Raw genomic sequence first — 13,882 nt, forward strand, 5'->3', positions numbered from 1 at the left:
GTATGCCGGATCTTAATCATCTGTCGAGGCATTCGGCGCGCTTAAAAAAGACTTCACGGTAGGGGTGCCCAATGATGCCGGGGGTGTAGACGTGTTCTGCTGACTATTAACGGAAGACGTGCCGCTCGACGTACTCTGCGGGTCGTGTGCAGAAGACGCTGCGGTGGGCGTGCCTACCGATACTGCTGCTGCTTTCCAGCTATCATCTGCGGCCGAGCCAGATGATGGCACCGGTTCATAAAGTGGCGTTGATGCTGCACCCGCGGCCATTGCTGCAGCTGCAGTCGCAGCAGTCGGCGCACCCGTCGACGCCTGAGGGTCGGTTGAGCCGCCAGGCACGCCGCGAGCCATGGATGCAGCCAGCCGATTCTCCAACAGCTGTAAATCCTGCTTGGTGGCGATATTCAACTCATTCAGAATTTTTGTCACCTGCTCCTGCACGAGCTGTTTAATCTGGGAACGCTGCTCCTCGCCCTTTGCCACCAGGCTCTCCACCAGAAGCTTCGATTCGCTCTGCCCCAATTCTCCGCGAACCACAAATTCGTCTACCATTTGTTGAATTTTTTCCTTGCTTGCGATGGTGGCTCCAACTCCCAAAAATACAGCCTTTTTCAATAGATCAGTCATTGTGTGTCCCTCCTCTTACAAATACCTGCTTCTAAAAAGTTATTACCCGCAGCACTCGCCGACGGAATCACACTGTTTTTTGGCAGTACAAAAAACCTCAGCCGCAGCTGAGGCCAGAGTTCGGAGAAGTACCGCAGGTATAGGGAAGCACATTCGCAGGTGGGGGTATCCTCTTCCAGCCGCTGTGGTCAAAAAAAGGTGCGGCGTCACATTTCGGCGACCAGCTGCTCATTTTCCATCTCTGCTCTCATACGCTGCAGTTCACGGTGAAATTTGTTCTCGATGGCAGATTTGCTCCCGTAAACGAGCAAAATATCTCCTTCCTGGATCTCCATGTCCTTGCACTGACGTCTGATTTTGTGGTTACCGCGCTCAATGAGCAACAGCTCAATATCTTGCTCCGGCGTCAGCATCTTATGTGCACTCAAGCCAAGTGCATCGGAATCCTCGAATATTTCCACTGCAGTGAAAAGGTCATCCTGACTCGTGTACAAAACCTCCGCTATCGGCAGTTCATGAGTCTCAAAATCCTGCTCCAGACGTCTGTGAAAACTCCGTGTGAGCGCCTCGTTCACCTTTTTTGTTCTTACCAGAAGCAAGAGAATCGCAAGCCCACTCGTGATGGTGACCAGTTGTGGAAGCTTAAAATTTTGCTGCATCATGCTGGTGATGGTAGAAATTAGAACGGCCAACGAGAACACGCCGAATAGTATGAGGAACATTGCGAGGCTGCGCCGAAGCGGGTGACGCAAAATCAGCTCGGATTCCTTGGTCGTAAAACCTGTGGCTGTCAGCATGGAGATCGCCTGAAATCGCGCGATTTCTTTTTTTAGCCCGGAGATGATCAGAAGCGACGCTGCAATCTCCAACACTAGGATAACAAGAAGCATGTATATCACAATAAACAGCATAGCCCCCCAGTCCCCTCTTCCACATGAGTTTTATCTTTTATTACCTTGTGTTGTGGTCAATGAACCTCTCGCCCCGTTGTGCAGCGGTCGGTAAACCTCATAACGCCACGCTGTGCAGCAGTCAGTAAACCTCATAACGCCCCGTTGTGCAGCAGTCAATGAACCTCATGCGTACGCTATGGCAAAACAGTGGTGCCGGTCAGGCGCGATGAAGAGAAGCAAGCATGCCAGCATGTGGATGTCAACGGCCCGTAGGCTGCACGCACAAAAAAGAGGCTTCCCACGTCAGCCAGCACACTGCTCTGCGGGAATCCCCTTTTACCGATGAACTATTCAGCGTAAAGAAAGCAACTGCCTCCCCTGTTCGGCCACATCTTGCGGCCTTGTTCAACCTGATGAGTTCTGTCACTTAGGGCGATTTCTGGCTGCTACACTGCAAATAAGTGACCGAGCTCCTCGAACCTATCGGGATAAGCTCATACAGATACTGGTCGACCAGTTCCTTTTCTATGTCTGTCACCGGCGAAGTTGAATGGACATCGAAGTGGACGGTAGCGGTATTAAAGTCATATTTATTAAATGTCAATCTGCTGCTCGGGAACATGCTTTGCATAACTTCCACTATACCCTGTTGATTCAAACTTCTGTTCATCGCCGCGTCCACTATTGGCTTTGGTGATTCTCGCACCGGCGGCACTTCGTCGGTCTGTACCATGTGATAAGGTTTCACTGCAAAACATACGTGCGGAAGCAAGTGATCTGCGGCGAACTGCTTTAATGTCGCCATTTGATGCTCGGGCAGCTGCAAATCATTATTCCAGGCATAAATTGCAGCTCGATGTCTGCCCAATGTGTGTACTCTTACATACCGCAAATAAGGATGACGCTGCTTAATCGAATACTCAGACAACAGGCGAGTCCCCATCGCTGCCACCTCGCTTTACCAAAGTATTTGGGGCTTGCGGGATCTTGCTAACGCTTACATAAATGAGTGCGTCCTGCCGGTGTAGGTGCTTGATCTCATCTCATACCCTCGCAACTGCCTACCCAGTCATTCGCCAACTTCGCCCAGCCAGTCAAGCTCTTGCCAGCCCAGCGCCGCTCATCCACTCAGACACTTGACTGCTCAGGCATCGGCCCAGCTGCTGGCGAGCATATGCCATCCATCCAGCGCCGTCCGCCTAACCACTTGCCGGCCTCATGCCCATCCTGCCAGCCCAGTTGCAGCTGCATGCCTCACCAGTTGCCGGCCTGCACGCCTATCCTGCCAGCCCAGCTGCGGCTGCATGCCCATCCTCCCAACCAGCTGCCACTGCCGCCGCACCCTTACCAGCGCGGCTGCCCTCGCTTGTGGAACAAGCAGATCGGAATGTTTGGTTACTACTATACTATGATTCACCGCTGCTAATAGTGCTGTAAACAATCATATTAGACGAGCACATTGTAGCGTATATCCTGGTGAATGAGCTGGGTGCGAGCCATACTACCCGGCGTATTATTGTTCAAGCGCAGGGTGTGTGGGATGTCCATCCATAATGTGTCAAATTGTGTTCTGTCTCAAATCAACGGCCGCTTACGAATAACGTGATGTAGGCAAAATACCGACGAATGAAAAAGAATGAGGGTATGACATGAGGCTTGTGACGAAAACGAGGTTGGACTATCTTGAAACCTTAATCAAATCGATTGAAGATAAAACTAAACAGAGTGAGGCCTTGCATATTTTGGAGTCTATTCGCAGAGACATCGAGGAGAATTATGCGGAAATACAGAAGCCGATTGGCCTGCCCCGGCGAGGCCGCTGAGCGCGGAATGCCGCGGCCGGTGTTTGCGCTTTTTACGCAGCCGGCAGACCCCGCGCTGCCAGAACCACAGATTATAACTGTGTGCACGGCGTCGGAGAAGTGCTCCTCCATGCGCTTTTCACGCAGCCAGACAACCCGCATGCCGGGGCACATCTGATCTGTGCGCATGGCGGCGAGAAGCAGTGCCAAACTGCCCCCAGCCAAACATCCTCCGGGGGCAGTTAAAAATTACACCTTCAACAATGCAGTTAATTCACTAATGTCCTTCGACTCGTCCAGCCGGAACACGGTGTCCCAAATGGCTTGTGCGCGCTCAGGAGACACTGCATCGGTGGCAAGGGAGAAAAACTTTTCCTTCAGCTCAGCATCTGTGGTCGGCTGCTCAGGCTCGCCCCTTGGGATGTCCCGCCGGGCCCGCAGAATCCGTCCATCCTTGGTGGTGACCTCTACGATGCTCGGCCATTTCTCATCGTACAATTTTTCCAACGCCATATCAGCCGTGACATCAACCTTTGCCGCCAGCTCCATGATCGTCTGATCTTGAATCAGTTCCATGGTGTACTGTTCCCGCCAAGCCCGGCCGAACGTTAGCGCCACCGCTATCGTGTATGGCGCGCTATACTTGGCGGCGGAAATCGACGCGGGCTTTTTAGAGGAACCGCGGCTGCCCACGACGAAGGTGCGATGGGAGATGTGCGCGACCTCCGCGGCAGCGAGACCGTACCGCTCTTTCAATTCCAATATGGCGTCAATCGCCGTATGATGCTGACGACAGCAGGCATAAGGCTTGATCCCTGTGCGCAGTATTTCGTATTGCTCCCCAAGCCCGGCATAAATACGGTTCACATCGCAGCGTTCCGCCACCGTGTTGTTATAACCGAACTCACCCTCGATCGACGTCGCCGGGCCGATGAAGCCCGCGGCCGCCAAACTAGCGGCATACAACCCGCAGAAGTTCACCCATCCCATGATGGTGTCTTTTGCCGCAGCCCCCAACCGGAACGACTCGAACGGAGCAATCGGTCCTAGATAAGATGCTGTGCCGATTGCACCCGCTGTGGTCCCCGCGTCCAGCCCAAGCAGTTTCGATGCGGCCGCAGCCGCGCCGAACACGCCCAGCGTGCCCGGAGCCAAATACGTGCGATCCACGTAAATCGAGGGGCTGACCGATAGCCCTATCCGTATTTCCACTTCGTATCCGAGCACGGTTGCGAGCAGAAGGTCCTTGCCGCTTAGTCCGCGTTCTTCGCACAACGCCATGGCCGCTGGGATCACCGAGACTCCGGGATGTGTGTGTGACGTGCGGTGGACATCGTCGAGTTCCATATGAAACGTCATAGTGCCGTTTGCTAACGCAGCAAACGCCGGTGACGTAGTTCTGTTGGAGCCCCAGATTACTGCCCGGCCGGCGCCGCCCTGCTCTGCCGCAAAAGCTTGGATCGGGCGGCCGGCGGGCCCTTTGGAGCCGGATAAGCCAATGCCGATGACGTCGGCAATCCGGCGCTTAGCCTCGTGGATCACGTCCTTCGGAAGGTCATGGTAGCCGATGCCGGCCACTTGTTCCGCTAGAGCGTAAGCTGCGGTTTTCACACGGACACCCCCTTGTTCACCTGCGCCCGCTGAAGTTCATTGTACTTGTGTGTTTTGCGCGCTTCCGCCACCGTTGCACCATTTTTCAAATCTGCGAGAATTCGCTGCTCCGCCTCTTCGATCTGCAGCGCCACAGCCAGCACCTCTTCCGCCCGGTTATGCGGGATGACAAGCACACCGGAGTCGTCGGCCATGATAAGGTCGCCTTGCCGCACCTGGACATTGGCAATCGACACCGTCTGATTCACCGACTGGACCATCACCCTGTCCTTGCCGGTCACCATATATTGGCCTCGGCTGAACATCGGGTAATCCATACCGCGGATGCCGTCGACATCCCTGCACACGCCGTCGATGATGGTGCCGGCAATTCCTTTGGATGCAGCTACGTAGGTCAAAATGTCGCCCCAGACCGTGCAGTCCGTACGCCCGCCATTATCAAGCACGATTACCTCACCCAGCCCGACGTCATCAATATAATCCCCTACCGTCCCTTTCTCTTCGCCGATCGGCACGTACTTCACAGTGAACGCGGGGCCGACAATCTTTTTGCCCTGCACAATCGGCGCCAATCCATGGCAGCCGCCGCGAATTTGCAGCCTGTCAAGCGCATCCGATACAGTCGGAGTTGACGTTTTCATAAACTCTCGCACCATTTCCTGTATGCTCATAGCCATTTTGCTTTGTTCCTCCTTATACGCTTTCGACACCCCTGCACCGGTCACTCTGTCCGCTTTATGACAACAACCGTGCCGGCATCGGCGTCCACTTCCACATAGTCTCCGGTTTCAATCACCACTGTAGGATCTTGATCACAGCCTGCCACGATCGGAATGTTCCCCATAATGGCGCCCACGGTGGTGATCGGTTCCGGCGTGACCTGCACAAAAGCGACAGGCGCCGTGCCGCGCACCGCCATATCATAGATTTTGTAAGAGCCGCCCGTCGAGCCCTTACCGGTGGTGAACACCAACACCTTGCCCGCCACATTGACCCCTTCCAGTTGATGTCCCGGTTCCGTCACGACGCCGGTCATGTTGTCCACTCCGCCATTGAAGCTAATGGCCTCCCTGGCCACGACCGCCTCTCCGCCAACATTGCCCGTTACAATTTTTTGCCCCTGCAGGATGAACTTGTTCTCTTTCGTCATATTTCTACCTCCAAACTCCGTTGATCGCCGCCTGCATAACACGTTTCAAATTGCCGTAATGTGTTGGCAGCCCGAACTGTCCGGGCGCGTAATACGCCATTTTCGCCGAATTGGTCGTGAGGGTTTTGTACCCCTTTTTCGGCGCGATCACGCGGCTGCGTGCGAGAAACGGACAGGTCTCACGCACGACTGTTCCGCCCGCCTGTTCGATGACACGAACGTAACCGACCCGGTCCGCCATCGCATACATGGAGCTGGCCGTGGTTACCCACAGCGAGACGTTAGGGGCAACCTTTTTGTCTTGCAGAGCTTCAGCCACTTCCCTGATTTCCTGCACGGATGCGTTGGGGCATCCGACTAGCACCCAGTCCACGTGATCAGACGGCTCCTTGTTCAAAGCTGCTTCCGCCGCCGACTTCTCCTTGTCGCCGAACACCAGCACCTTCTCCGGTAGACGGCCGCCAAACGCTTCATCCAGCGTCGCTGCCTCCGGTGTGATCCCAACGGCATGGAACATGCTCACCGCGCCCGAAGAGGCGAGGGCTGCGCTTAACGCCTTCAGTTCCTCCAAGGTGGGATTGTCGGGAATACCGAAGAAGACCGGCGTATCCTGACCGGCAATTTTGCCGGTGAAGTAACCTAACGTGCCATAATCCGTCATATCATTCAGCGGCGTCTCCACCTTGACCAAAAATTTACCGTAGCGGTTCTCCTTCAAATGAAAGCCATACTTCGGCGTGCGCCCGGTCAGAGCGGCCGCGAGTGCGCTGGGTCCGCCTTCCCGGTTCGTGCGCGCCCCGCATACCGAGTTCGCGAATACAACGGCGGAAGACTCGCCCCAGGCCATATGCTCGCCAAAGCGGGGCATGTTGCCTGCGAGATAAGGGATACAAGTATTGCAGGTGTTGGCACCCAGCTTGGCGTAAGCACCGGTCAGCCGGTTCTGCAGCTCATAGTCGGATTCGTCTATTCCGATTTCGCGCCATTGGGAGGGATCGATAGCGGTCGGGTTTGTCGTAACGTTTGTGACAAACTTACCGCCCTGCCTCTGCATTTCCTCCACAAACATCGTGCCCGCCTCTTCCGTCACCAAAACCGAGGAGCCCGCCATATGCACGTTCTTAATCGGCTGCATCTTCTCCGCCCTGAAGCTCTCTCCAAGCGCGACCAGAATCTCCATTGCCTTTTTCACGGCCGGTCCCATGTCACCATTCAGCATCTGTTTTTCTTCATCCGTCAGCAGCATGTTAACACCCCCCCTACTGTGAATAACCTCAGCTTTTGTCCAACATTTTGTCATAGCCTGATTTACGATCCACTTCCGAGAACGGAACTCCCGACTGCAGCAGACGCACCATTTCTGCCTCTCTGTCAAACAGCTCCTTGCTGACTCGCAGCACCTCCTCAGCTCGCTCTGCCGGAATAACCACGACACCATTCATATCTGCCATTACGATATCGGAGGGACGCACTTGGGCTCCGCCTAACTGAACAGTACAGTTGTAGTCGCCCTGCACATTGCGGCCCCGTGCAGTGAATGGCACAACGCCTCGCGCATATACAGGGAAGTTGATTTGCCGGATGATATCCACGTCACGTGCGGCGCCGTCTATGACCACCCCGGCAACACCCTGCTGCCGGGCGGCAAATGCCAGGATCTCCCCCCAGCAGTTTTGGTCGACGCGGCCGGCATTATCGATGACAATCACGTCTCCCGGCTCAGAAGCGTTCAATGCATCGGCGCCGAGGTGTCCGGAAGGCATGTCGGGGCCGAAGGGGATGATCCGCATCGTGACGGCCGGGCCTACCACCTTGGCGCAATCGTACAGCGGCCGAATGCCCGCCACTCCGCTCTTTAAGCCGAGCTTATCCAGCGCATCGGACACGTTGCAGGTGGATACCTCCATGAAGCCTGCAATCAACTCTTTCGAGGGGCGTTGTAATTCAGCAGTCATATGTTTTTTCTCTCCTTGCACTTTATTTTTTTGCCGCGTTTATCTCCTTGAACAGCTCGCCGTAAGCTGCGTCATCCTTGTCCATAAAGGCTCCGAAGTCTTTCGCGGGAACGTGAAGGATGCCGTAGCCGCCTGTATTCATAAAAGCCTTGTATTCATTCGACGCGACAGCCTGCGCAACCGCCTTGTCCAGCGCCTCCACAATGGCCGGCGGGGTACCCTTCGGCGCAACCAAACCGCGCCAAACACCGATGACGGTGTTAATCCCCTGCTCCTTTAGTGTAGGCACGTCGGGAAACTGCGGCAGCCGCTGTTCGGAGGCAATACCGAGCATCTTCAGTGAACCGTCCTGCACCAAAGACTGCACTTCACCGGCACTTGCTGTAGTCGCTTCCACGTGATTGCCTGCCACGGCTATAGCTGCGGGATTGCCTCCTTGGAACGGAACATGCGTGAACTTAGCGCCGGTATCTCTGCCCAGCGCGAGAGCAGCGACGTGCCAGATTGCGCCGGGACCTGAGTTAGAGATCCGGATTTTTTCCGGCTCTTTTTTGGCCGCGTCAATGAACTCCTTGGCGGATGCCCATGGTGCCTTGCCGCTGACGGTAATGGTGGCTGCGTCCTGGTTGATTACCGCAATAGGCTCAAAGGACTTATGATCCACATGTGTCTCACCGGCGTATTTTTGCAGTATCAGCGAGTTCCTGATGAGGCCGATCGTATAGCCGTCCGGCTTCGCCTTGGCAATCTCCTGAAATCCTACCAGCCCTCCGCCGCCATTCCTGTTGACGACTACAATAGGCTTGCCCAGCTGCTTTTCCATAAGCGATGCCACTTGCCGACCGATGACATCGGTGCCGCCCCCCGCCGCCCACGGAATGATGAGTGTGATATCTTTCTTCGGATAATCGGTCCCGGCCGATTTCCCGGTGGCGGAACCACTGTTGGCCGCGGTAGATCCGGTATCAGTGGCAGATGCGCCGCTTGCCGCAGAGCTGTTGGTATTAGACGTCCCGCAGCCGAACAACGCGAGGCACGCGCAGAGCACGGCTGCGCACGTCAGCGATAGACGGGTCTTGAGCATTCCTACCTCCTCCTTATTTCTCACTTCTGTGACTACAGAGTTTTGAACCCGTTTGTATACATTACTTGCGATAATATTTTTTATGCATAAAAGATTTCCGGTTTTCGGGCCGATTTTGTGTCGTCAGAGGAAATTTTCCGTCTTTTTGCGCAGCTTTCTTAGTAAAATAAATTCAGGCATTTAACTTTGTATACAACTGGAAAAAACGGGGTGTTTTCTTGTCTGCGTACGAATCGATCAAAGACTTCATCATACGGGGAGTATATAAGCCTGGGCAGCGCCTTACTGAGGAACACCTGGCAAGCGAACTGAGTCTGAGCCGTACACCCATACGTGAGGCGATCATGCGGCTGGAGGCAGAAGGCCTCATCACTCCGCTCAAGCGTGGTATGATGGTCCGAAACTACACACGCGCAGAAATCCGTCAATTCTATGATCTCCGGGCACTGTTAGAGGGTTACGCGGCGGGGCAGGCAGCTATCCATCGCAGCGAGGAGGACATCCGGCGGCTGCAGGAGGCGAATAAGCCCTTTATTTGGCTGGTCGAAAATTATCGGCAGTCGGACTTCACCACAAACAATCAAATTATGGAATCGAACAGCTTGTACCATGATGCAGTATTTTCCGCGTCCAAAAATGAATACATCCGTTTTCTCATCTCTAATGTTGTCGTTGTCCCACTAGTGTTCCGTTCGCTGAATTGGTACACGCTCGAACGGCTGCAGCGTTCGATCACCACCCATGAAACCATCACCGCGTCGATCATCCAACGCGACAGCGAACGTGCGAAGACTGCAATGCTGGAGCATGTGTACCAAGGGCGGGATTTGGTGCTGCAATCGTTGGAGGCGGTCGATAACGTAAGTGAGCCGGAAACATAATGCTTCCATACAGACGCAGCAAAAAGCCGACGGAAGGTACCGCCGGCGTAATCTTCCAAAATAAAAAACGCCCGGCCGAAGCCAGGCTGATCACTTCTAGCGTTGAGTGAACGAACAGGCGGAGATCCATCGGGGTGTCTTTTAACCCTTCAGCGCACCTATCATAACACCCTTCACAAAGTACTTCTGCACAAACGGATACACGCAAAGCACAGGTACCGTCGCTGCCATAATGGTTGCGTACTTGATCGTCTCTCCAATCTGAAACCTGTCCGCTGCACTGGCACCTTCGGTCATGCTTTCCGTCGAGTTAGCAATCAAAATCTCACGCAGGATCAGCTGCAATGGAAAGAGCTCGCGATCCTGTATGAAAATGGATGCATAAAACCAGCCGTTCCATTTCTCCACCGCGTAATAGAGAATCATCACTGCTATGACGGGCATGGAGAGCGGCAGAATAATCCGGAACAAAATGGTAAAGTGATTCGCCCCATCCATTTTAGCCGACTCCTCCAGGCTGTCCGGTACGGCCATAAAGGCGGTTCGCATAATGATCAGATTGAACGTGCTGATTGCAAACGGAATGATCGTTGCCCAGAGACTGTCGATTAAACCAACGTTTTTGACGGTCAAGTATAAAGGCACCAAACCGCCATGGAAAAACATAGTCAGCACAATGATAAAAATAAAGGCTTTGTTCCACATTACATTTTTGCGGGACATGACGTACGCGCCCAGCGCGGTCATGAATAGGTTGAGGATCACACCCACAACCACAATGAACAGCGTATTCCGGTAGCCGGTAAGGATCGATGGGTTGTTAAACACTCCTTTGTAAGCCTCCAAGCTGAAACCCAGCGGTTTGTAGAGCAGTCCCTTGTGGCTTATCAATTGACCGGCGTCGCTAACGGAGGCGAAAGCTACGTACAATAAAGGATACAGTGTAACAATGACCAACAGAATCAGCGCAATGTGTATACCCCAATCGATAATTCTGTCAAACCAGCTTTGTTCAACTTGCATTTTCAGCACTCTGCCTCCCCCTACCATAAGCTGCTCTCATTCACCTTACGGCTGATGTAGTTGGCCGAAATGAGCAGGATGAGATTGATTACGGAGTTAAATAAGCCAACCGCCGCGCTGTAACTCCAACCAAATTCCAGTAATCCTTTGCGGTATACGAAAGAGGAGATTACGTCCGCCGTCTCATATGTCACGGGAGTATAGAGCAGGATAATTTTCTCAAAGCCCACATTCAGCATATTCCCCATACGCAGAATAAACATAATCATTATCGTCGGCATGATACCGGGAAGCGTAATATGCATAATTTGCTTCCAACGGCTGGCTCCGTCCATTCGTGCGGCTTCATACTGCTCTTGGTCGATGCCCATCAGCGCGGCAATGTAGATAATAGACTCCCAGCCGATCTTTTGCCATATTTCAGATAGGATGTAGATGGCACGGAACAGCTCCGGCTTCTGCAGCATCGGATTGCCATCGTAGCCCCAAAAAGTAAGCAGGCTGTTGATGACCCCTTTGGAATTCGTAAAATCGGTGACCATACCGCAAATGACAACGAGCGACACAAAGTATGGCATGTACGTGATCGTCTGAACCGTGCGCTTGAACACCTGATGGCGGACCTCATTGATCATTACAGCCAAAATGATGGGAGCCGGAAACTCAAACAACAGCGAATACACGCTGATGATGACCGTGTTCCTTAGAATGCGCCAAAAATAATGGCTGCCGAAAAAATCAATAAAGTGCTGAAAACCCACCCAGTCACTGCCCAGAATACCCTTCATGGGGGTGTACTCTTTGAACGCTATGACAGCTCCATACATCGGCACGTAATGGAAGACGGCGTAATACACCAAAACGGGAATCATCATGATATACAAATATTTATTTAGAGCAAAATCGCGGATCACCCGCTTCATAAAGCTTAGCTTAGCGTGCCCTACCGTGCGGGACGACTCCAGCGGCATCGTTTTGTCCATGCTGACCCCTCCTTCTCTGATAATAGGGGGAGGCCCAGCGGCCTCCTGTCGGCGAGCTGCTTAACGTTTGTTATAGCGATCCAATGCGGCCGTCTGGATTTCGATGGCACGGTCGATCTTCAGCGACTTCATTTTCTCCATATACTGCTCAAAGCTGTCCACGGGTTCTGCACCCAGAATAATTTTCAGCGTCATTTCGTCTACCAATGTGTTGACATCCGTCATGATTTTAGCGAATTCCGAGCTCTCTTCAGGTGTTGGCGTGATCGGCGGCAGTTCATGCTTGATCATGTCCGTTTTCTCCCAGATCGCTACAGCCTCGCGTTGGTTCGGCATCTCCAGATATTGTTCGATGTAGCGTTTATCCTGAATAAACGGACCGTTGTAGTTGGATCTGAAATGCAGCGTCATTGCTTGGGAAACCGCCAGTTTGTCCGGATTTTTCATGATCAAATCAGTGTACTTCGGATAGCCGTTTTCCATCTTGTAGCTGACATCTTCTACGCCGAAGTTATATAACATATGACCTTCCTCACCATAGCCGTAGTCCAGCATGCGCACGGCCAGCTCCGGATTCTTCGAGCTTCCGGTTATCGCAACCATACCGTTCGTTCCGAACGCCAGGTCTCTTTGGCCAAACGGCGCGATATCTCCCTTCTTCAACACAGGATAAGGGGCCGCCACGAGCATCGCCTTGGGATCCTTCGCCTGCATGAGCGGCTGCCATTTACCGATACCTCCGCCGGCATTGCCCACAGTGGCGCCTGATGCACCGGAAGCCATGTTCGCATCCATTGCTTTGGAGTCAACCGTTGCGATGTTTTTATCCAGTAATCCGTCTTTATACCACTGGCTGAACAGCCTTAGGAATTCCTTATACCCCGGCTCCGCGGGGCCGAACTTGATCTCGTCGTCATCGAGATAGAAATTACGGGTTACTCCGAATGCACCCACAAAGGCACCGCTGTTGAAATCATTTAAAACCCTCGGTTTGCTGTTAAACGTGATCGGCGCGGCAGCACCTTTCTTTTCTTTGAAAGCGGTAAGTGCCGCTGTCCATTCATCAATAGTGGTCGGAACGGGAAGTCCGAGCTCATCCAACCAGTCTTTGCGGACGATCGGCCCCTGGAAGACCATCAGGGAAGCATCCCCCCGGATAAATGGAAACGCATAGTAGCTGCCGTTATCCGTTTTTATCATCTTATCTATTTCCGGGTGCTCTTTTAAATATTTCTTCAAGTTTGGTGCGTGCTTATCGATTAGGTCGTTCAGCTTCAAAATATATCCGTCTTTGATCGCTTTCTCCGGGCCTCCGGGGAACTCGGTGCGGAAAGTATATTCGATCATGTCAGGCAGGTCCCCTGATGCCATCATCACATTGAGCGCTTCCTTCGCTTGATTGGCGGGCGGTGCAATGAACTTGAGCGGAACGCCTGTTCTCTTCTGCAGTTCCTGATAAAACGGAATGTCCTGATGGGTTGCCTTGATTCCCGCCAGACTCGTGGGAAATCCCAACCAATAGGTCAGGGTCTGGTCGGTCTTGATCGGATACGTCGTTGGAGCACCTGGCGCCGTGTCGGATGTCCCGCCTTCAGATGTCGGCTGTGCGGTGTCATTGGAACATGCCATCGTGATCGAGCTCATCATACTGGTTAAAACAACTGCCGAAACGAGTTTCCTTGCTCTTTTCATAACGTTGACCTCCTTTAATTTACCGGCAGCCGGCTGATACTTGGCGGCCGGCGTCACATGGGATGCAGCTCATGGTTTCACTATATGGCAAACGCTTACATTAACGGTATCGTAAATATCGCCAAACCCATCGGCATTTTGCCAAATCCATATTGAAAAAGTACAATTGAGTAAACAAAAC

The 13,882-nt window shown here is 53.2% G+C and carries 14 protein-coding genes; 2 read left to right on the plus strand and 12 right to left on the minus strand.

Going from position 1 to position 13,882, the window contains the following annotated elements; translation table 11 throughout:
• Positions 1-12: 12 nt before the first annotated feature.
• The 3 genes from CBW46_RS21475 to CBW46_RS00725 form a co-directional block, all read right to left on the minus strand.
• Positions 13-627, minus strand: a complete 615-nt coding sequence (locus CBW46_RS21475; RefSeq protein WP_207802215.1) for a phasin family protein — start codon at positions 625-627, stop codon at positions 13-15.
• 206 nt (positions 628-833) lie between these two features.
• Positions 834-1,538, minus strand: a complete 705-nt coding sequence (locus CBW46_RS00720; RefSeq protein WP_089198117.1) for a hypothetical protein — start codon at positions 1,536-1,538, stop codon at positions 834-836.
• A gap of 409 nt (positions 1,539-1,947) precedes the next feature.
• Positions 1,948-2,463: a hypothetical protein gene (locus CBW46_RS00725; RefSeq protein ID WP_089198118.1), complete on the minus strand. Its 516-nt coding sequence runs from the start codon at positions 2,461-2,463 to the stop codon at positions 1,948-1,950.
• 706 nt (positions 2,464-3,169) lie between these two features.
• Between CBW46_RS00725 and CBW46_RS21125 the strand changes: the two genes are divergently transcribed.
• Positions 3,170-3,343, plus strand: coding sequence for a hypothetical protein (locus tag CBW46_RS21125; RefSeq protein ID WP_165842162.1), 174 nt, complete (start codon positions 3,170-3,172; stop codon positions 3,341-3,343).
• Positions 3,344-3,571: 228 nt separating this feature from the next.
• Here the strand turns inward: CBW46_RS21125 and CBW46_RS00730 are convergent, their stop codons facing one another.
• Genes CBW46_RS00730 through CBW46_RS00755 form a run of 6 tightly spaced genes read right to left on the minus strand, consistent with a single transcriptional unit; the run spans position 3,572 to position 9,122 of the window.
• Positions 3,572-4,933: an MmgE/PrpD family protein gene (locus CBW46_RS00730; RefSeq protein ID WP_089198119.1), complete on the minus strand. Its 1,362-nt coding sequence runs from the start codon at positions 4,931-4,933 to the stop codon at positions 3,572-3,574.
• Positions 4,930-5,610 carry an RraA family protein gene (locus CBW46_RS00735; RefSeq protein WP_089198120.1) on the minus strand — a complete coding sequence of 227 codons (681 nt, stop codon included), beginning with the start codon at positions 5,608-5,610 and terminating at the stop codon, positions 4,930-4,932. The genes CBW46_RS00730 and CBW46_RS00735 overlap by 4 nt, the downstream gene beginning before the upstream one ends.
• Before the next feature lie 44 nt (positions 5,611-5,654).
• A complete protein-coding gene (locus CBW46_RS00740) occupies positions 5,655-6,083 on the minus strand; it encodes an aconitase X swivel domain-containing protein (RefSeq protein ID WP_089198121.1) in 429 nt (142 codons plus the stop codon).
• A 4-nt stretch (positions 6,084-6,087) separates the two neighbouring features.
• Positions 6,088-7,329 (minus strand): aconitase X, encoded by a 1,242-nt coding sequence (locus CBW46_RS00745; protein ID WP_165842163.1) that lies wholly within the window; start codon positions 7,327-7,329, stop codon positions 6,088-6,090.
• A 28-nt stretch (positions 7,330-7,357) separates the two neighbouring features.
• Complete coding sequence (locus tag CBW46_RS00750) at positions 7,358-8,038, minus strand: RraA family protein (RefSeq protein WP_089198123.1); 681 nt, start codon at positions 8,036-8,038, stop codon at positions 7,358-7,360.
• Between the two features lie 22 nt (positions 8,039-8,060).
• Complete coding sequence (locus CBW46_RS00755) at positions 8,061-9,122, minus strand: tripartite tricarboxylate transporter substrate binding protein (protein ID WP_089198124.1); 1,062 nt, start codon at positions 9,120-9,122, stop codon at positions 8,061-8,063.
• 218 nt (positions 9,123-9,340) lie between these two features.
• Here CBW46_RS00755 and CBW46_RS00760 point away from each other — a divergent pair, with 218 nt between their 5' ends.
• The gene (locus CBW46_RS00760; RefSeq protein WP_089198125.1) at positions 9,341-10,003 is read left to right on the plus strand and encodes a GntR family transcriptional regulator; all 663 of its coding nucleotides are present in this window, start codon (positions 9,341-9,343) and stop codon (positions 10,001-10,003) included.
• 141 nt (positions 10,004-10,144) lie between these two features.
• On the opposite strand, the gene CBW46_RS00765 is transcribed toward CBW46_RS00760, so the two are convergent.
• From CBW46_RS00765 to CBW46_RS00775, 3 genes are all read right to left on the minus strand, one after another.
• Positions 10,145-11,026: a carbohydrate ABC transporter permease gene (locus CBW46_RS00765; protein ID WP_089198631.1), complete on the minus strand. Its 882-nt coding sequence runs from the start codon at positions 11,024-11,026 to the stop codon at positions 10,145-10,147.
• A gap of 20 nt (positions 11,027-11,046) precedes the next feature.
• Positions 11,047-11,949 (minus strand): ABC transporter permease, encoded by a 903-nt coding sequence (locus CBW46_RS00770; protein WP_243633147.1) that lies wholly within the window; start codon positions 11,947-11,949, stop codon positions 11,047-11,049.
• A 120-nt stretch (positions 11,950-12,069) separates the two neighbouring features.
• Positions 12,070-13,701 (minus strand): extracellular solute-binding protein, encoded by a 1,632-nt coding sequence (locus tag CBW46_RS00775; protein WP_089198127.1) that lies wholly within the window; start codon positions 13,699-13,701, stop codon positions 12,070-12,072.
• Between the last annotated feature and the right edge of the window lie 181 nt (positions 13,702-13,882).

The organism is Paenibacillus xerothermodurans (genome assembly GCF_002220865.2).
Taxonomy (GTDB): domain Bacteria; phylum Bacillota; class Bacilli; order Paenibacillales; family NBRC-103111; genus Paenibacillus_S; species Paenibacillus_S xerothermodurans.

What these genes read in the sequence shown, in the direction of transcription:
- CBW46_RS21475 (WP_207802215.1), bottom strand. Translation starts at nt 627, where the DNA reads ATGACTGATCTATTGAAAAAGGCTGTATTTTTGGGAGTTGGAGCCACC.
- CBW46_RS00720 (WP_089198117.1), bottom strand. Translation starts at nt 1,538, where the DNA reads ATGCTGTTTATTGTGATATACATGCTTCTTGTTATCCTAGTGTTGGAG.
- CBW46_RS00725 (WP_089198118.1), bottom strand. Translation starts at nt 2,463, where the DNA reads ATGGGGACTCGCCTGTTGTCTGAGTATTCGATTAAGCAGCGTCATCCT.
- CBW46_RS21125 (WP_165842162.1), top strand. Translation starts at nt 3,170, where the DNA reads ATGAGGCTTGTGACGAAAACGAGGTTGGACTATCTTGAAACCTTAATC.
- CBW46_RS00735 (WP_089198120.1), bottom strand. Translation starts at nt 5,610, where the DNA reads ATGGCTATGAGCATACAGGAAATGGTGCGAGAGTTTATGAAAACGTCA.
- CBW46_RS00740 (WP_089198121.1), bottom strand. Translation starts at nt 6,083, where the DNA reads ATGACGAAAGAGAACAAGTTCATCCTGCAGGGGCAAAAAATTGTAACG.
- CBW46_RS00745 (WP_165842163.1), bottom strand. Translation starts at nt 7,329, where the DNA reads ATGCTGCTGACGGATGAAGAAAAACAGATGCTGAATGGTGACATGGGA.
- CBW46_RS00750 (WP_089198123.1), bottom strand. Translation starts at nt 8,038, where the DNA reads ATGACTGCTGAATTACAACGCCCCTCGAAAGAGTTGATTGCAGGCTTC.
- CBW46_RS00755 (WP_089198124.1), bottom strand. Translation starts at nt 9,122, where the DNA reads ATGCTCAAGACCCGTCTATCGCTGACGTGCGCAGCCGTGCTCTGCGCG.
- CBW46_RS00765 (WP_089198631.1), bottom strand. Translation starts at nt 11,026, where the DNA reads ATGCAAGTTGAACAAAGCTGGTTTGACAGAATTATCGATTGGGGTATA.
- CBW46_RS00770 (WP_243633147.1), bottom strand. Translation starts at nt 11,949, where the DNA reads ATGAAGCGGGTGATCCGCGATTTTGCTCTAAATAAATATTTGTATATC.
- CBW46_RS00775 (WP_089198127.1), bottom strand. Translation starts at nt 13,701, where the DNA reads ATGAAAAGAGCAAGGAAACTCGTTTCGGCAGTTGTTTTAACCAGTATG.